Raw genomic sequence first — 18,641 nt, 5'->3', positions numbered from 1 at the left:
TAGTAAGCGGAATTATGATGAACGCCATTATCCCGAGGCGCGTCGACCATAAATGAACGAAAAGCTTGGCTTTTCGTACCTATTTGTTCGTATGAGTCTTATGCTACCAGTGATAGGCTGCAGGCATTATTTTACTTTCATGCGACTGAGGCATACGTATGAGTTCTCCCCCTATTCAGGCTGCCCTGCAGCAGATGCAGAACATGGCTTCCCAGGCGGCTCAGCCTATTAAAGGCGAGCATGTCTCTACCGCTGTTGGTCAGGGCGGTTTCGGTAGTGAGCTGCAAGCTTCCATACAGCGCATTAACCGTCTTCAGCAGAGCGCTAACGCTAAGGCAATGGCGTTTCAGGCAGGTGAGCCTAATGTTGAGTTAAATGACGTTATGGTAGATATGCAAAAGGCCAGCGTTGCGTTTCAGATGGGGTTGCAGGTGCGTAACCGGCTAGTCTCTGCCTATCGGGACGTGATGAATATGCAGGTCTAACTAGCAAGGCAAAGCTGGGGCTATGGGCGTGGTGTGTGAAAAGTAGCATGGCGAACGCTAACTGAAAGGCTAATCAGTTTTTAAAGTCTTACTGTGTACTGCTAAGCGTTCGCTTGCTAAACACGGTTATTTTACGCTTCCGCTGAGATAAGTCGGCCTTGCATTTCTTCTAGCTGTTCGGCAAGTAAAAGCACTTCTTCAGCCGGTATTTGGCGAATCACATCACCTGTATCTCGGTCGACAACCCGGGTGATGATGCGCGTGGACTGTTCGCTAACATCAAACTCAAGCCCGCGTGGTCGCATAACATCGTTAATACGCTGTATGGGGTCAACCAGCTCTTCTTTTGTGACTGTGTTGCTGGCAGGAGCTTGGCTCTCTTGTGTTGTGAGCTGGCTTAGCTTATTCACAAGCTCTTGGCGCGGCGTAAGCGTTTGCGTTGATGGAGTGGGTAGTGAAGCAGACGAGCTGTCTAATGGCAGTGGGCCCATAAGAGACGTTCCTTCAAAGGCAAGTAAGCCTAACGGCTAGGTGGCGTTGTAATATCAAAGGCTGAGGCGGCTTATTGCTTAATTGCTGAGCCTCGCTATGTTTATCGGCCGGCACATTTTAATCTTTAGAAGTTAGCGCTGGGCCTGTGGTGCTTTTTTTAGATCGACCAAGTTTTATAGATAGGTATCTGTAAAAAGAAAAATAATTAGGCTGGTGGACTCATGTGGCTTGCTGAAAGCTTCTGTTATGCTCTGCCGCTTCGGGTTGGGTGTCAAACAATAACGTGGTAGGGAAGGCGAAACGAGCATGGTCGTTCAGCAAGATGAGTATGAAAGCGTTACCAGTGCCTCAACGATAAGCGATTATTTAAATGCCATGATTGAAAGTGGTGGTGTCTCGCTCTGCTTAGCTGCGTCGGGTGCGCGCCCTGAGCCTATCGTGTTAATGGAGCAGCACTCGGGTGAAGCTCTAGTGATGGATCTCTCTTCCGTTGGTTATTTGCTAGGCCGCCTGCAGCAGGGAGAACAGTTTTTTTTACGTGGTCAGTCTCAGGGCAAGGTGTTGCGTACGCCGCTGCTTTCGTTAACCGAAACGCGACGCACCGGTGGGCGTTTTTTATGCTGTAGCGACTACCCAGTCTCAATAGATGTGCTGCAGCGGCGCGAATCGTTTCGCGCAGAGTTACGCATGGGGATGGTGGTGTCCGCAGCCGTGGTGAGCGCTGATGGTGAGAGCGTCCAAGGTGAGTTGCGCGATCTTTCCCAGGATGGTTGCCAGATAGAGCTACCCTTAACTGCGAGTGGCGTGCTTGCTGAGGCAGATGGCCCCCTTAAGCTTGCCTACACCTTTCCTGATGGTACTTATTTTGAAGTGCTGGGCGTGGCCCGCCACCAGAAAACAGACTCTGAGCGCCATATCTTGCGGGTAGGGTTTCGTTTTGCCAATTGTACGTCGGATCAAGAGCGTCAAATTTGGTACTTCGTGTGTGAAATTGAGCGTGAAGCGGCACGTTATAAGAAAGAGACGCAAGAGGATCGTCAGCCGTCGCCATTGTTTGAGCAGGCAGGTAGGCGCACCGACGGGTCAGAGCTCGTTGGGCGCCGCGATATTAAGCGTTACGCCACCCCGACGGCTCGGCGCCTTGTGAAAGTAGCGGCCTACCTCGATGCTCAATTACTGCTGCTAAAACAGGGTAGTGATATTGACTCTCGGCAGCTTTCACGCAACGCCGACCGTGTGTTAACGCTGCATGAAGAAGACCGCGAGGCCTTGCTATTTGCTTCACGCTGCTTATCCCCCGAGCCGCTCCTCGTGCGCCATGGTATTGCCGTGGCAGTGCACCTGCTGGATTTGGTGGGAAGTAACATGCCGCGCGATGTGCAAAAGGCGATTGTGGCCAGTGGTCTGATCCACGATCTAGGCAAAGCGCTTGTGCCCCAGGTGGTCTTCAAGGCGCCCAGTTTTGAAGCTACCCATCGTCAGGCCATGAGTGAGCATGTGTCCCTTTTAATGGATCGGCTACACAACTGCCAGTGGCTTTCAGCCTCCGTTGCCAAAGCGGTTATTGGGGGTATTAACGAGCGGCTTGATGGCAGTGGCTACCCAGGTGGTTTGTCGGGTAATGACATCAACGAGTTGGCTAAAGCCAGTGCAATTGTGGATGTGGTTGAGGCAATGCGCCGTGATCGGGCCGATCGTCCAGCTCGAACAGCGCAACAAATTTATCGTCATTTATTGCGTCATCCGCATCAATTTGACCCTCGTTGGATCAAGCGCTATGTCGAGCACTTCAAAACGCTTCCTGTTGGCTCGCTTGCCCACTTTTCAAGTGAGCAATTGGCCTGGATCGTGCGTCTTAATAAAGATGGGACGCCAGCGGAAGTAGTGCTGGCCGAGGGGGTTGAGCCGCCACTGCGCGATACGTTGGGAGTATCCGTGCGTGGTGATGTCTTTGAGCGGTTAGGGCGGCCTGTTAGGGAAGTGGCAGTATCCACCTGATATGAGCGTTGCTGCCATTGTCTAGCAGCAACGCTAACGCTCACCTCGTGAACATTACTTTCTAAGCGAAAGTGTGTCTGAGGGTTAAAGTCTGTGGTTGGCGCGCCGATATAACTACTATAGCTGAGCTTGAAAGCTCAAATTTTTGAATCATTAACAGCATGTATTGGCCCTATGGGTTCAGCTGTTGTGTTACCTAATGAAGGAGTGCCCGCTTATGACATACTCTCGCGGTGGCGCCGCCTACGGACGTGGTGCTAAGGCGTATGCTCGTGTCGGCGTGGAAAGCGGTGTGATGTCTGCTGACCCGCACCAGCTTATCGTAATGCTGTTTGACGGCGCCCAAGCGGCTATCCGGGCGGCACGAATTCACATGCAGGCAGGCAACACAGCCGAGAAGGGAAAGTCGATATCCAAGGCGTTGGATATTGTTAATAATGGATTAGCGGCTGCATTGGATCAGGAGCAGGGCGGTGCCATTGCTGAGCGGCTAGCTTCCTTGTACGACTATATTGCTCGCTTACTCTTAGTTGCTAACCTACGTAACGATGAAGAGAGTCTGAGTCAGGCGGAACGGTTACTGGAAGATATCGCTTCAGCTTGGCGTGAAATCGGCCAACAGCAGAGTGCATGAGGCAACTATGTCGGGTTCTGACGCTGTCCACAGCTCTACTCCACAAGCGCTGTTAGAGGCTTATGCCAAACTGCTTGTACGTGCAAGGCATATGCAAGAGCTAGCCAATGCGGAGCAGTGGCCAGAGCTTATTGAGCAGCGTACCCATTACGTTACATTAGTCGAAGAGTTACGTGAGCTTGATAAAAAAGTCGTGTTAGATGCTTCTGCCAAAACTCGTAAGGCTGAGCTGCTGGAAAGTATTCTTGAGCACGACGTCGAAATTCGCCGACGTTTAGTGGCGCGGCGCGAGGAGCTTGGGAAGTTAATTGGCGTATCTCAACGCCAGCGTGATTTGCACCGAGCCTATGCGCCGCAGCAGGGCAGCCATGACATTTATGACCCTGAAGGCACACAAGACCAGGAGGCTCCGTGAGTGGCATCACGCCACTTATTGATACCCTCATGCACCAAGTGCTTGGGCGTCAAGGAGAAGCCTCTTTACAGCGCTCCTTAAATGCTCCTGTGCAGCCTGTTCCGCCCGGAGAAGGTCCGCGAGCCTTACAAGGTGATGCTAGCTTAGACGGGCGACCAATGTCGCTGCCGCTAGGTGACCTCAAGCGCTTACCAACCTCCCCGGATGGGCAGCGCCTAGCTACCCAAGGCGGCGCCAATACAGCCCCAGGCTCCACCCAGACTCATTTAAGTCCTGCGGCACGCACGATTGCGGATGTATTGCTGCGTTTTCCTGCGCCGCCCACCGTTATGCGCCCTGAAGCTCCCCTAATGAGCGCTCTAGACGCGCCGTCAGCTACGACGCTTGCGACGCGTCTAGAGTCGAGCGTACGTGATAGTGGTTTGTTCTACGAGTCTCATTTGAAGCGTTGGTTCCAGGGCGATGTTTCTCGTCAGCAGCTACTGCGTGAGCCTCAGATGCAGCCCGGCCCACGGCCTGTGCTGCCTGCTAGCGTGAATGTGTTGTCGGCGGTTGCTACCTCTTTAGCGCCGGGCTCCTCTGCGCCAACGGGACCTGGCAACTTTTCTATTTTGCCTAATACAGCGCTGGTACCAGTCGCAAGCGATATGCTGATACTTGAGCGCCCCGTGGCCTTCCTCAATACGCCAGCCAGCCCTGCCGCGTTACAGGCAGAGCGGCAAGAATCGGCCCAAGCGAGAGTTGAAACAGTGGGCGCTCGCGAGCTAGCCGACGTAGCTATCCAGCGCGGTGGTCGTGAGATTGTTCATGAAAACCTGCAGAGCCTAGTGCGTCAGCAGCTGGAGATGCTGGTTATGCCTACCATACGTTGGGAGGGAGACGTGTGGGCCGGGATTTTTATGGCGCTAGTGATTAACTTGCCTACACGTGACGAGGGGCGTGAGGGTGCCCAGGACGAGACTGATTCGGGCGAAGGGTGGCGCTCTGAAATGCAGCTCGAAGTGCCCAACATAGGCGCTTTTAGCGTTACTTTATGGCTCTATCAGTCAGTGCTCAGCATCGACCTTACCACCGAAGACCTGGCGACATATCGGCAACTTGAGCAGGGGGTAAGCGCGTTAGAGCAACGTTTAGAAGCCTTGGATTTTCGCAAAGTGCAGGTTAAATCACGGCATATAAGTTTGGAGAGCCACCATGACGACGCCGGGTGAGCGCCGCCGCCAAGCCGTAGCATTGGCTTATCGAGATGGGGAGCAGGCACCCCGGGTAGTGGCGAAAGGGTATGGTGAGTTAGCTGAGAGGATTATGGCAGAGGCGCAGCGCCAGGGGATTTATGTGCACGACGCTCCTGAGTTGGTGGCACTGCTCATGCAGCTGGATTTAGATGCCGAGATACCGGCGAGTTTATATCAGGTCGTTGCTGAGCTTCTGGTGTGGGTGTTTGAGCTTTCTGAAGGTGCGCTAAGTCACCGTGAACAGCTCAAGTAGCCAATGTAGACGTTGTGTGCAACCATGATGCTTATGGAAAAAGTCACCCATGGCGTCATTATAAAGTTTATAAAGTCGCGCCTGTGTCGTCCGGTGGAACACTATGAGCCAATCAAACTTTCTCGATGAAATTGAAGAATTAAACTTAGCGTACCTGCTTCTTGCCCAGCGCCTACTGAGTGAGGATCGAGAGGCCGCCATGTTTCGCCTGAAAGTTGATAGTGAACTGGCAGATTTGCTCGTTTCACTTAATGCTTGGCAGTTAACGAAGCTGGCGCGTACCAATCAATTGGTATGTCGGTTTAGTCAAACTAGCGGGCAGCGCTTACGCCAAATTATGGAAAATCCCAGGGATCAAGGGCTGTCGGGATTGCATGCATCGCTGTTATCAGCCTGCGAACCGTTCGATTCACTACCCAAAGGAGGGGCGGAGTGAGCCAGAAAAGCTTGGTTGATGAAATGCATCAAGTACAGCTGGCAATCGAACTGATTGAGTTAGGTGCACGTTTGCAGGTGTTAGAAACGGAAACGGATCTAAGCCGTACTCGCCTAATTAAGCTGTATAAAGAAGTGCGTGGCATGTCGCCCCCAAAAGGGATGTTGCCTTTTTCGGCCGACTGGTTTGTTACCTGGTTGCCTAATGTGCACTCATCACTTTTTTATAATATTTATGCAAGTTTACAACAAGATACCTGCTGCGAACGTATTGATGCGTTCGTTAAAGCTTACCGACTTTACGAAGAACAAATAGCGCTTGAAGACGTGGAGCCAGTGTTGGGCTTAACGCGAGCGTGGACACTGGTACGTTTTTTTGAAAGTGATCTGCTGCAGCTAAATACGTGTACCCGGTGTGAGGGGCGATTTGTTGCCCATGCACATAGCCCGATTCACGGCTATGTGTGCGGTATTTGCCAGCCGCCTTCACGTGCCGGGAAAACCCGTAAAGCCCAACGCGGAGCGGCGGGTACAGAAACATAGCCATGACCCACTCACAGGACGACGCAATATAATAAAAACAGCCATTAGCGCATAGATAGCGTTAAAAGGCGGTGGTACTTTTCCATTAAACATCGCCTACATCTTAGTATGATATGACTAAGCTCCACTTGAAATGGAACCCTCCAGTGTTATTCATAATGATGAAGCAGTGGTTGGCGCTCCGTTGATACAAAAACTGCTATCGCAAGGACACTGCTTGTGCTGATTCTCCTAGGTTATGTGGTCGTAATATTGTGTGTGTTTGGCGGCTATGTGCTGGCAGGTGGTAGTTTAGGCCCCCTGTATCAACCTTTAGAGCTGTTAATTATTGGCGGTGCGGGCGTAGGCGCGTTTATTGCCGCCAACAACGGTAAAGCGATTAAAGCCACGTTTAGAATACTGCCGCGGCTCAAACGGACCAAAAAATATAACAAAGCCCTATACATGGAGCTAATGGCGCTGCAGTACAAGATTCTCTCCAAAGTGCGCCGTGAGGGGATGCTGGGGATTGAGCGCGATATCGATAACCCTCAGGAAAGCCCGCTGTTTCAAGAGCATCCCACGGTGCTTGCGGACCCGCACATTATGGATTTTTTAACTGATTACCTGCGCCTAATGGTAAGTGGCGGCATGGAGCCGATGGAAATCGACGAGCTGATGCTTCACGAAATCGAAGTATTTGAGCAAGAAGCCCATATTCCCATTGATGCGATTGCTAAAGTAGGTGATGCCATGCCCGCGTTTGGTATCGTGGCGGCAGTCATGGGGGTTATTAAAGCGCTGACCTACGCCGACGCCAGTGCGGAACAGATGGGCCAGATGATTGCTATGGCGCTAGTGGGCACCTTCTTAGGCATTTTGATGGGTTACGGTTTTATCAGCCCCATTGCAAGCTATGCCGATCGACAAGCAAAAGAAGCGGAAAAAATGCTGCAGTGCATCCGCGTCACGCTGTTGGCTAGCTTGCACGGCTATGCGCCTCAGTTAGCCGTTGAGTTTGGCCGTAAAGCACTGCACAGCACCGAACGTCCTAGTTTCTCAGAACTTGAAGAGTACGTGCGTGACGCCAAAAAGGGCGGTAATGCATGAGTCAGGGCGGTGACAAGCGCCCAATAGTCATACGGCGCAAAAAAGTGGTTCATGCTCATCATGGGGGAGCATGGAAAATCGCCTTAGCTGATTTTATGACCGCGCTAATGGCTCTGTTCCTGGTGATGTGGATTTTAAGCGTCTCCAGTGAAGAAACACGGCAGGGCGTGGCGGACTACTTTAGCACGCCGCTGATAACCGCGATGACCGGGGATCGCGGCGGCAGTTCGCGGGTTATCCCAGGCGGCGGGCCTGACCCAGCGCATAGCGATGGAGAGCGCGCCCAGGTAGACATGTCATTGCAGCCGCGGCCCAGCTTGCAAGAACGGCGGTTCTTCTCTGATTTACAAGAACGTATAGAGCGGGCCATTGAGCTAGACCCTGAGCTGCGCCAGCTGCGCAACCAAATGCGTTTTGATCTTACCCGTGAAGGACTGCGCATTCAGCTGCTTGATACAGAGCAGCGGCCCATGTTCCAGCTGGGTAGCGATCAGGTAGCACCTTATATGCGCAACCTTCTGCGCACTATCGCGCCGTTACTCAATGAATTGCCCAATGACCTAAGCATCAGCGGTCATACCGACAGCGTGCCTTTTGCGGGTGGCTATCGAGGCTACAGTAATTGGGAGCTATCCAGTGACCGCGCGAATGCCTCGCGTCGGGAGTTGGTGGTCGGTGGGCTTGATCCAGGTCAACTATTGCGCGTATCGGGCTTTGCTGATCGGGTATCGCTGCCTGACACTTCCTCTTCAGACCCTATTAATCGACGTATTGAGCTTTTAGTACTGTTACCCGAAATTGCTGAGACCATTCGCGACCCAGGTATTCTTAGCACCGGTGTGCTGTTACCTGAAGGCGATTCGCCCGAAGAGGCTTTACTACCAGACATGCCACAGGCCGACGTAGCCGAATGAGCGAAGCTGGTCCAAAAAATATGATGATAATGTGGAGCGGTGCATGGATATAGCGGATTTTTGTGACACCTTTTTTGAAGAGGCGGAAGAGCTGCTAGCAGATATGGAGCAGCACTTATTAGAACTGGATGTCGATGATCCGGATAGCGAGCAGCTAAACGCTATTTTCCGTGCGGCCCACTCTATAAAAGGTGGTGCAGGGACGTTCGGGTTTAGCGTGCTGCAAAAAACCACGCATATTTTCGAAAACCTGCTGGATCATGCGCGCAAAGGGGAACTGACCCTGCGCGCTGACCTCGTTGATACCTTTTTAGAGGCAAAAGACATCATGCATGAGCAACTCGATGCCTATCGCAACGAGGAAGAACCCAACCAGGAAGCCTATGAGCGAATCTGCCAAGTGTTGCAGCAGATCGCTTTAGAGGAGATTGGACAAACCCTCGAAGCTCCTGCAGCGCCTGCGCCGACGGTGACACAGCCTTCCAAGGCAGAATCTAGCAAACGCGAGACGCCGGAAGAAGGCGAGACGCATTTGTTAGTCGCCCTACTGAACGTCAACGATAAAGATCGCACGTTGCTGGTCGAAGAGCTTGAGCAGCTGGGGGATATCCAGTCGCACTCAGGCGATGACAAGCGTTACGAGGTCATTCTCAAAGGTGGCGTCAGTGCCGACGATATTGAAGCCGTGATGTGCTTTATTATCGAGCCTGAGCAAATTAGCATCAGCAGCGTTGCTGCGGGTGACCCAGCACGAGAACCAGAGCCAGCACCTAATGTGCCGGCTCCTGCCTCCTCGCCTGCCGTTGAGGAAGTGGTGAGTACTGCGGATAACGCCCCCGCTGTGCCAAAGCAGAGCGATAAGAGCTCCCCGAAAGCCAATGATAAGCCCGCTAAGGCAGCGCCAAAAAAAGCCGCGAGCGAGTCCTCATCGATACGCGTATCTGTCGACAAAGTTGATCAAATTATCAACTTGGTTGGTGAGCTGATCATTACCCAGTCGATGCTCGATCAAACGGTCAGCGACCTTGACGACCAGTCCGTAGGTAATAGCTCGCTCCAAAACGGCATGAGTCTGCTTCAGCGCAATGCCCGTGATCTTCAAGAAGCGGTGATGTCGATCCGCATGATTCCCATGGAGTTTGTGTTTAGCCGGTTCCCCCGCGTGGTGCGAGATACCGCAGGCAAGCTGAATAAAGAGATCGAACTCGTTACTGAGGGTAAATCCACCGAGCTGGATAAAAGTTTGGTTGAGCGAATCACAGACCCGCTTACGCACCTAGTGCGTAACAGCTTAGACCATGGTATCGAAATGCCCGATGAGCGTGAGGCGCTAGGTAAGCCTCGCGTAGGCAAGCTGGTGCTTTCAGCGCGTCACCAGGGCGGCAATATTCTTATTGAAGTGCGTGACGACGGTGCAGGAATGGATCGTGAGCGCCTACTCGATAAAGCCCGTGAAAATGGGCTCAATGTTTCTGACGCAATGTCCGATGAAGACGTTTTCCAACTGATTTTTGCCCCTGGTTTTTCGACCGCAAAAGAGGTCACTGATGTATCAGGGCGCGGCGTTGGTATGGATGTGGTGAAACGTAATATTCAAGGAATGGGCGGGCGAGTCGAAATACAGTCTAAAAAGGGTGAAGGCACCAACACGCGTATTGTCTTGCCGTTGACCCTCGCAATTCTAGACGGCATGTCAATCAAAGTGGGTGGCGAAACGTTCATCTTGCCGCTCTCTACCGTGCTTGAGTCCCTCCAGCCTGCCAAAGGTGATATGTACGCGATGGCCGGGGATGATGTGGTCATCAAAGTGCGTGATGAATACCTGCCGGTTATCGCGATTCATGAAGTGTTAGACGTCGAAAATGCAATTACTGACCCGACTAAAAGTATCGCCGTTATCGTACAAGGCGAGGGTCGTCGCTATGCCATGTTGGTCGATGAGCTCATTGGCCAGCAGCAGGTGGTTGTCAAAAACTTAGAAGATAACTACCGCAAAGTGCCGGGCGTTTCCGCTGCCACCATCCTGGGGGATGGAAGTGTCGCATTGATTTTGGATATCACGGGCTTACACCGCTTAAGTCGTGCCAAAAAAGAAGCAGGCAAAGTAACCAATCATCCACATCTCGCTTATTACAAGGAGGCTGAGCCGTCATGAGTCAAGCAGCTAATAAGGCGGTGCTAGCCGCTGCAGAGGCAGAAAATCGCGAATTCTTAGTATTCTCTTTAGGAGAAGAGGAGTACGCCATTGATATTTTGAAAGTGCAGGAAATTCGCGGTTACGAAAATGTAACGCGCATTGCCAACGCGCCGGATTTCATAAAAGGCGTGACCAATCTGCGCGGTGTTATTGTGCCGATTGTTGATCTGCGCATTAAATTCCACCTGGAAAATGTGGAGTATGGCGGTCAAACCGTAGTGATCGTGGTCAATGTCGCCGACCGTATCGTGGGGATTGTGGTCGACGGTGTTTCAGACGTAATGACCTTAACCCCAGAGCAGATCAAACCCGCACCTGAGTTCGGGGTTACCCTCTCTTCTGATTTCTTAAGCGGTCTTGGCAGTCTTGATGACCGCATGCTGGTGCTAGTGGATATCGATAAACTGCTGACCAGTGAAGAAATGGCGCTGGTAGATAGCACTAGTAATTCTTAATGCAGAACACTGGGCATAAGGAGTGTGCCTATTTTGAGCTAAACAGCCGAGCCGTGAGCCATGGAGTGCTGCGGCCAATTGGGTTGTGCTTGGAGTAATGCGTGTGACACAGCTAGTGCGTCAAGTGATGGGCAATATGACCGTGCGTTTAAGTTGGGGGTTGGTACTTGCTACGTTTTCACTCCTGATTGTCCTAGCGTGCGGTATGGGTCTCTACGCGCTCCACCATGGTGCTGCCATTGTGCAAGCGACAAGCGACTTACAGTCGCAGCAGACAGCGTTTACGGAATTTTCAGCCCAAGTTCGCTGGGTGCTTATTGGCGTGGTCGTCATGACGGTGCTAACCGTTGTTGTGGTCATTTGGGGGGTGACAGCGAATGTATTGCGCCCGCTAGATAACTTAGTGGGATATTTTGAGCGTATGGCTCAAGGCGATTTAAATCAGCAAATTACCTCGCCGGGTAATAACGAAATTGGTCGACTGTATAACGCGATGGCGCATATGCAAGGCTCACTCTCCGAGACGGTCGGCGTGGTGCGCCAAAGTGGGGCCTCTATTTTTGAGCGTTCTCAACATATTGCTAGCGGTAATAATGACCTCTCTTCACGCACTGAGCAGCAGGCATCTTCATTAGAAGAGACCGCTTCCAGTATGGAGCAGTTGGCCTCCACGGTAGGGCATAACGCAGATAACGCTCGCCAAGCGAGTCAGCTAGCAGGTGATGCGACGTTAACCGCCAGACGCAGCGGTGAAGAGGTTGGCAATATTGTTGAAACAATGCAAGAGATCAGCGCCAGCTCCCATCAGGTCGCCGACATTATAACGGTCATCGATAATATAGCTTTCCAAACTAATATCTTAGCGCTTAATGCCTCTGTTGAGGCGGCACGGGCGGGGGAGCACGGCAAAGGGTTTGCCGTCGTGGCGCAGGAGGTTCGCAGCTTGGCTAGCCGCAGTGCCAATGCAGCAAAAGAAATTCGCACACTTATTGATGCTTCTCTGGGTAAAGTGGATGCCGGTACGCAGCGAGTGAACCATGCAGGACAGACCATGCAAGACCTTGTCGCAGCGGTTCAGCGTGTCAGCGATATTATGGATGAAATTGCCGCCGCCTCAGAAGAGCAGAGCAATGGCATCGGCCAAGTTAATCAAGCGGTTGCCCAAATGGATCAGGTCGTGCAGCAGAATGCCCAGCTGGTTCAGCAGGCCGCCCGCAGTGCCAATGAGTTAGAGAGTGAGGCCGCTCGTCTGCGTGAAGCGGTTGAGCGTTTTCGGGTGTCGGGAGCGAGTACCGCACCATTGACCACTCGCCCCATTCTACCCAGTGCCACGCCACGGCCCGCTAAGGTGGTTACTACTAAAACGCCGGTAGACGAGTGGGAAGCTTTTTGATTCAGCCTTTACGTAGAGTCGCCCAATTTAACTAATAAAAATGTCGCCTCCCCAACAATAAGGCATGTTAATGCGTAACAATCAGCCAGTCTCCCAACGCGAAGTTGAGCTAAAGGGGGACGATTTTCTCGTCTCGCGAACGGATCTTAAAGGTCGCATTACGTATGCTAATCCCGCGTTTATCCAGATTAGTGGCTTTCGCCATGACGAGCTAATTGGGGCGCCGCACAACCTGATCCGCCACCCGGATATGCCGCCCGTGGCGTTTGCAAATTTATGGCAAACCATCGAAACCGGTGAAACGTGGCGTGGGCTGGTTAAAAATCGCTGCAAAAACGGCGACCACTATTGGGTAGACGCTAGCGTGACGCCGATTGTCGAAAATGATCAGGTGGTTGGCTATGCCTCAGTGCGGGTTCAGGCGTCACGGGAGGCAATCGCCCAGGCAGAGCAGGTATACGCAGGTATTCGTGAGGGACGTCTTAAACGGGTCTATTTAGATAAAGGGCATATACGTTATAAGGGGCTAGTGCAGCGCCTTAAACGGGTGCGCCTGCACACCATCCGCGCCAAGCTGGTGGGCATGATTGTGGTAGCGGGCATGCTGCTGTTGATCAGTGGTGGGCTAGGACTGTATGGATTAAATGCCGCGGGTGATCGGTTAGACCGCCTCAATAACGATGGGCTGCGCGATGTTATTCGTCTCCAGCAAATCGACCAAACCATTGCCCATACACGTCAGTCGATGATCGAACCAGAAAGGATGCAGCTCATCAGCCAACGGTTTGAGATGGGCGAAGCGGTGGCGGAAAACGCCGCGGAGGTAGCTGAGGTTTGGCAGGCGTACTACCAGCGTGATGCTAACGCTAGCCAGCTAGCGGATAGTTTTGATCAGCAGCTTCAGGCGTTCTTAGCTAATGGCATGGGGCAAGCGGCAAACGTGCTGCAAGCTGAAGAGACGTATGAAGCGTTTACTGGTTTAGATGCGGTGATACGTGTGATGAATACCGATGGGCGAGCGCTGTCGGAGATGGTGAATCAGCTGATTGCGCAAAAACAGGCTGCAGCGGAAGTTATGGCGGTAGAGGCTGAGCAGGGGCAAACCGCCATGCTGAGCGCTCAGGCGGCGGTGCTGGGGATTGGCTTACTGATGCTCATGATGATAGGCGCGCTTACGCTACGTTCAATCGTTAGACCGTTAAAAAGTGCTTCACGCTTTACCCTGCAAATAGCGGGCGGCAACTTGGCAGCCCCTGTGCCTGCCCGTCGTCGTGATGAAATTGGCCTACTGCTTGATTCGCTAAATACCATGCGTAAAAGCCTGAGCAGTATTATTGGCGAGGTTAAAAGCGGCATTGAGGTAGTGACGCCTGCGGCACAGGGTATTGCCAGTGGTAATGAAGAGCTGTCGTCGCGTACAGAGCAGCAGGCTGCCGCGCTGCAACAAACCGCTTCCAGCATGGAAGAGATAACCACGACCGTGCGCCAAAATAGCGATAACGCTCAAGAAGCTCGGCGTCTGGCCGATAATAATGCTACACGGGTGACGCAAACCGGCGAGCTGATGACACAGCTAGTCGACAACATGCAACGTATCACTCAAAGCTCGCGAAAAATGACCGAGATTATCAACGTCATTGATTCGATTGCGTTTCAAACTAATATTTTGGCGCTTAATGCGTCGGTTGAGGCGGCAAGGGCAGGAGAGCACGGGCGCGGCTTTGCGGTTGTGGCAGAAGAAGTGCGTAATTTGGCGGGGCGCAGTGCCGGCGCGGCCCAAGAGATCCGGGTATTAATTGATGGTTCCAGTCAGGATGTTAGTGCAGGGGCCGGGTTAGTGGAAAAAGCTGAAGCGGCCATGAGTGAGGTTGCTGAAGCGGCACGCAGCGTAACGCAGATTATGCATGAGATCTCTTCAGCGTCAGAAGAGCAGAACAGCGGTATTGCTGAAGTCAACCAGGCCGTTGCGGAAATGGATCAAGCGACCCAGCAAAATGCTGGCCGTGTGCAGGAAACCGCGCGGGCTGCGGCAGCATTGGAACATCAAGCGGGGCTGTTGGCGTTATCCGTAGAGGCGTTTCGGCTAAACCATCAACAGTCGTTACAGGCTATGCCAGCCGCTATCGGGGCACCTGCTGCTGCGCATCAACTTACTGCGAAGCCAAATAGCGCGACATCGCCAGCGCCGCGTGTGAAGCGGCAATCGGTTTCTGCAGAGGAGTGGGAAGAGTTTTGAGCGGACAACGCGAACGGGGAGCCGAAGCCGGCCAATGGGCATCTAGTGGGCAGATCGAGCGCGACTTGCTGCTTACGGATGCCGATTTTTCACGGATTAGAGAACTGATCTACCTGCGTGCCGGTATCGTGCTTGCCGAGCATAAGCGTGAAATGGTTTACAGCCGTTTAGCAAAGCGGCTGCGCCACCATGGCATAACGCACTTTACCGACTACCTGTCACGCTTGGAGCGTCAGCCCGATGCTAAAGAGTGGGAAGCGTTTACTAACGCACTCACCACCAATCTCACGGCATTTTTTCGTGAGGCGCACCACTTTCCGCTGCTGGCTGAACATATCAAGCATAAGCAGGAGCCGGTGACTATTTGGTGTTCAGCGGCTTCCACGGGTGAAGAGCCTTATTCAATAGCCATGACGCTGCTGGAAACGCTAGGCCCCAAAGCCTCCCAAGCGAAAGTCATCGCCACAGATATTGATACTGACGCGCTCGATAGGGCTCGCGCCGGTATTTATCCTCAGGAACAAGTGCGCAAGCTCGATGAAGTTCGGGTGAAACGGTTTTTTCAGAAAGGTACCGGCAACCATATTGGGCTGGCACGCATACGGCCTGAAGTATCCGCGCTGGTGGAGTTTTTGCCGCTTAACCTGCTGGCGCCCCAGTGGCCCGTTAAGGGGCCCTTTGATGCCATTTTTTGCCGCAATATCATGATTTATTTCGATAAAGATACTCAGGCGAAAATTCTAAAGCGGTTTGCGCCGCTCATGAAGCCAGATGGCCTGCTGTTTGCTGGGCACTCTGAAAACTTCTCCTATATTAGCGATGCATTCAAGTTGCGTGGGCAGACGGTCTACACCCCCGCTAAAAAATAACCCGTATTACGTGCGTTTAGCTCCGTTAACAGGTATTTCTCAAGCGGAAGCGCAACAGCACATTAGGTAGCTACCGTAAGAGGAGGCGTGCTTTGAGCGCAGCCAAGATCAAAGTGTTATGTGTCGATGATTCGGCGCTGATTCGCGATTTGTTAACCGAAATCATCAACTCACAGCCAGATATGGAAGTGGTTGCCGTCGCGCCCGACCCCATTGCTGCCAGGGACCTGATTAAGCAGCATAACCCTGATGTACTAACCCTTGACGTGGAAATGCCGCGCATGGATGGGTTGGACTTTCTTGAGCGGTTGATGCGCCTGCGCCCAATGCCGGTGTTAATGGTTTCATCACTCACCCAGAGCGGTTCTGAAATCACCCTGCGAGCGCTGGAACTGGGCGCATTGGACTTTGTGGCTAAGCCCAGCCTAGGTATTCGCAATGGGATGATGGAGTACGCCAACGAAATTGCTGAGAAGCTGCGTGCCGCCGCGCGCTCACGACCCCGTCAGGCCCGCCACAAAAACGCGCCGCCTCCGACGCAGTTGAAAGCACCGCTGGTTACCAGTGAGAAGCTGATCATCATTGGTGCCTCTACTGGCGGAACCGAGGCGATCCGTGCGGTACTGGAGCCCTTGCCGGCTAACGCACCAGCCGTTTTGATTACTCAACACATGCCGGGCGGCTTTACCCGCTCGTTTGCTGAACGGCTGGACCGGCTGTGCCGGATTACCGTCAAAGAGGCCACTGATGGCGAGCGTGTGCTGCCGGGTCATGCCTATATTGCGCCGGGTGATCAACACCTTGAACTCGTCCGCAGCGGTGCAAACTACGTGGCACGCTTGAACGATGGGCCTCCGGTTAATCGCCACCGGCCATCGGTGGATGTGCTGTTTCACTCTGCCTCAAAGCACGCCGGTAAAAATGCGATTGGGGTAATTTTGACTGGCATGGGAAAAGATGGCGCTGCAGGGTTATTAGAAATGCGCCAAGCAGGCGCGCCGACCATTGCGCAAAATGAAGAGAGCTGCGTGGTTTTCGGGATGCCGAGAGAAGCGATTGCTGTTGGGGGAGCGGTTGATGTCGTCGCCCTAGACGATATTCCATCGCGATTGATGGCGCTGGTCGCGGCTTCCGGCCGTGCCCAGAGGGTATAGCGATGCGCCATTAATGTTATGCAGCACTAAAAATAACATGCTACGAAACAGCACATTATTAAAACAAAGCATCATCACAAAAATGACGGCAACGGGGGAAGGGCCATGGCTCGTTTGTTTCGCAATATGAGTATCCATGCGGCGGTAATCGCGGCACTTATCAGCTTTATCGCTTTGGTATTGGTGCTGGCAGGGATCAGCTTTGTATCAGACCGTAACGCCCAGCAAAACATGGCGACGCTTGATCGTATTAGCAGCGATCAGCTAAACGAAATTAACCGTGCGGACTCGTTGCTCAATCAGGCCATGCTTGCCATGGAAACGGCGTCAAACTTTTTAATGGTGGGCCAAACACGCCAGTCTAACGAGCAAATAGCGCTTGCTGCTAACCGTATTGAGCGTGCGGAACGCCGCTTTGAAAACTTTGTGGCGACGCCGCGAACGCCGCAAGGAGAGATGTTGGGCCGTGACCTGATTGAAGATTTTCAAGACGTATTAGCAATAATCAAACAACAGCTGGTGAGTTTTGAAACTATGGATATCACCACGTTTAACCGGCTGCGGGGTGAATTGACCGGTCCGCTTGCCAATTTAGCCGAGAGCACTACAGCCTTTATTGATTATGGTTTCCAGCGTGTGGATGACATCCGTAGTGATGCTAACGCACAGGGTAATTTCTTTACGCTGATTAATGCAGTGGCTACGACGATTGCATTATTAATGACAGCGTTGATCTACATTGGGCTGCGCCGCACGGTCATTGCCCCGCTTAACGATGCGGTGCGCCGCTTGGATAAAATCTCACAGGCTGATTTAACCGAACCACTGCCAGCGGCAGGTAAAAACGAGATAGGCCAGCTGTTTGCTGCAATGGCAACCATGCAGCAAAATCTCACGGGGATTGTTTCAAGAGTTCGCGAGGGCAGCAGCGAAATCCATCACGGCACTCGGGAAATTGCCAGCGGCAATGCGGATCTTTCATCGCGTACCGAGCAGCAGGCCGCCTCTATTGAAGAAACCGCTGCCAGCATGGAGCAGATGACGGCGACAGTGAAGCAGAATGCGGACAACGCGCGCCAAGCCAGCACCCTGGCCGCGGATGCATCTACCACCGCTGAGCAGGGCGGGCAGGTGGTTGAGCAGGTCGTGCAAACAATGCATGGCATCTCAACGAGCTCCCAAAAAGTGGCAGATATTACCAGCGTGATTGACTCGATTGCTTTTCAAACCAATATTCTTGCACTGAATGCTTCTGTCGAAGCGGCGCGCGCTGGCGAGCAAGGGCGTGGCTTTGCCGTGGTAGCAGGTGAGGTGCGCAATCTAGCGAGCCGAAGCGCCGATGCTGCCAAAGAGATCAAAACTCTGATCGATGCGTCGGTTTCACAAATTAAGCAAGGTTCCACCCTGGTAGAGCAGGCCGGTAGCACCATGAGTGAAGTAGTGACCGCTGTGCGTCGGGTCACTGATATTATGGATGAGATATCCGCGGCCTCTCAGGAGCAGAGCGACGGCATTACGCAGGTTAGCCAAGCAGTGGGGCAGATGGATGAAGTGACTCAACAAAACGCTGCGCTGGTTCAGCAAGCCACAGCGGCGGCTGCTTCTTTGGAGGAGCAGGCGAGCCGGTTAGAGGAGGCGGTTGCCGTCTTTAAGCTGCTTGGTGTCCAAGAACACTCTTATGAGTTACCGCGTTCGATAGCGCCTTCGGCGCCAGCACAGCTTGCCTCTACACAGCCTGCTGCACAACGGAGCGCCCGCCAGAACAGCCACCACGACGAGTGGGAAGCGTTTTAACCGTAATAAACCCTGACTGGGTGTCCAGTCACCCTAACCCATGTGTTTGA

18 protein-coding genes are annotated in these 18,641 nt (G+C 52.9%); 17 read left to right on the top strand and 1 reads right to left on the bottom strand.

The window, feature by feature from the left end; translation table 11 throughout:
* The first annotated feature begins 158 nt into the window (after window positions 1–158).
* On the top strand, window positions 159–485 hold the full coding sequence (locus BB497_03345) for a flagellar hook-basal body complex protein FliE (protein AVI61805.1): 327 nt from the start codon (window positions 159–161) through the stop codon (window positions 483–485).
* Window positions 486–616: 131 nt separating this feature from the next.
* Here BB497_03345 and BB497_03340 read toward each other — a convergent pair whose 3' ends face one another.
* Window positions 617–976 carry a flagellar protein gene (locus BB497_03340; GenBank protein AVI61804.1) on the bottom strand — a complete coding sequence of 120 codons (360 nt, stop codon included), beginning with the start codon at window positions 974–976 and terminating at the stop codon, window positions 617–619.
* A gap of 307 nt (window positions 977–1,283) precedes the next feature.
* Here BB497_03340 and BB497_03335 point away from each other — a divergent pair, with 307 nt between their 5' ends.
* The 16 genes from BB497_03335 (at window position 1,284) to BB497_03260 (ending at window position 18,591) form a co-directional block, all read left to right on the top strand.
* A complete protein-coding gene (locus BB497_03335) occupies window positions 1,284–2,975 on the top strand; it encodes a phosphohydrolase (protein ID AVI61803.1) in 1,692 nt (563 codons plus the stop codon).
* 217 nt (window positions 2,976–3,192) lie between these two features.
* The gene (locus BB497_03330; protein AVI61802.1) at window positions 3,193–3,609 is read left to right on the top strand and encodes a flagellar export chaperone FliS; all 417 of its coding nucleotides are present in this window, start codon (window positions 3,193–3,195) and stop codon (window positions 3,607–3,609) included.
* Between the two features lie 7 nt (window positions 3,610–3,616).
* A complete protein-coding gene (locus BB497_03325) occupies window positions 3,617–4,024 on the top strand; it encodes a flagellar protein FliT (GenBank protein ID AVI61801.1) in 408 nt (135 codons plus the stop codon).
* Window positions 4,021–5,235: a hypothetical protein gene (locus BB497_03320; GenBank protein ID AVI61800.1), complete on the top strand. Its 1,215-nt coding sequence runs from the start codon at window positions 4,021–4,023 to the stop codon at window positions 5,233–5,235. The genes BB497_03325 and BB497_03320 overlap by 4 nt, the downstream gene beginning before the upstream one ends.
* Window positions 5,219–5,512 carry a flagellar protein FhlB gene (locus BB497_03315; GenBank protein ID AVI61799.1) on the top strand — a complete coding sequence of 98 codons (294 nt, stop codon included), beginning with the start codon at window positions 5,219–5,221 and terminating at the stop codon, window positions 5,510–5,512. Before BB497_03320 ends, BB497_03315 begins: the two co-directional genes overlap by 17 nt.
* A gap of 103 nt (window positions 5,513–5,615) precedes the next feature.
* A complete protein-coding gene (locus BB497_03310) occupies window positions 5,616–5,948 on the top strand; it encodes a transcriptional regulator (GenBank protein AVI61798.1) in 333 nt (110 codons plus the stop codon).
* Window positions 5,945–6,490, top strand: coding sequence for a transcriptional regulator FlhC (locus BB497_03305; protein AVI61797.1), 546 nt, complete (start codon window positions 5,945–5,947; stop codon window positions 6,488–6,490). The genes BB497_03310 and BB497_03305 overlap by 4 nt, the downstream gene beginning before the upstream one ends.
* A gap of 219 nt (window positions 6,491–6,709) precedes the next feature.
* A complete protein-coding gene (locus BB497_03300; protein ID AVI61796.1) occupies window positions 6,710–7,579 on the top strand; it encodes a flagellar motor stator protein MotA in 870 nt (289 codons plus the stop codon).
* Window positions 7,576–8,493: a flagellar motor protein MotB gene (gene motB / locus BB497_03295; GenBank protein ID AVI61795.1), complete on the top strand. Its 918-nt coding sequence runs from the start codon at window positions 7,576–7,578 to the stop codon at window positions 8,491–8,493. The genes BB497_03300 and motB overlap by 4 nt, the downstream gene beginning before the upstream one ends.
* Before the next feature lie 43 nt (window positions 8,494–8,536).
* Window positions 8,537–10,648 (top strand): chemotaxis protein CheA, encoded by a 2,112-nt coding sequence (locus tag BB497_03290; protein ID AVI61794.1) that lies wholly within the window; start codon window positions 8,537–8,539, stop codon window positions 10,646–10,648.
* Window positions 10,645–11,145: a chemotaxis protein CheW gene (locus BB497_03285; protein ID AVI61793.1), complete on the top strand. Its 501-nt coding sequence runs from the start codon at window positions 10,645–10,647 to the stop codon at window positions 11,143–11,145. Before BB497_03290 ends, BB497_03285 begins: the two co-directional genes overlap by 4 nt.
* Before the next feature lie 97 nt (window positions 11,146–11,242).
* Window positions 11,243–12,538, top strand: a complete 1,296-nt coding sequence (locus BB497_03280; protein ID AVI61792.1) for a chemotaxis protein — start codon at window positions 11,243–11,245, stop codon at window positions 12,536–12,538.
* A gap of 70 nt (window positions 12,539–12,608) precedes the next feature.
* Entirely contained in the window at window positions 12,609–14,774 is a 2,166-nt protein-coding gene (locus tag BB497_03275; GenBank protein ID AVI61791.1) for a chemotaxis protein, read from the top strand.
* Window positions 14,771–15,643, top strand: a complete 873-nt coding sequence (locus BB497_03270) for a chemotaxis protein CheR (GenBank protein AVI61790.1) — start codon at window positions 14,771–14,773, stop codon at window positions 15,641–15,643. Before BB497_03275 ends, BB497_03270 begins: the two co-directional genes overlap by 4 nt.
* Before the next feature lie 92 nt (window positions 15,644–15,735).
* A complete protein-coding gene (locus BB497_03265) occupies window positions 15,736–16,797 on the top strand; it encodes a chemotaxis response regulator protein-glutamate methylesterase (GenBank protein AVI61789.1) in 1,062 nt (353 codons plus the stop codon).
* A gap of 105 nt (window positions 16,798–16,902) precedes the next feature.
* Entirely contained in the window at window positions 16,903–18,591 is a 1,689-nt protein-coding gene (locus tag BB497_03260) for a chemotaxis protein (protein AVI61788.1), read from the top strand.
* The last annotated feature ends 50 nt before the right edge of the window (window positions 18,592–18,641 follow it).

The sequence above is a fragment of the Halomonas sp. GFAJ-1 genome (genome assembly GCA_002966495.1).
GTDB lineage: Bacteria > Pseudomonadota > Gammaproteobacteria > Pseudomonadales > Halomonadaceae > Vreelandella.
Note: the sequence above shows the minus strand (reverse complement) of the source record. Positions and strands in the feature narration are given on the sequence as shown.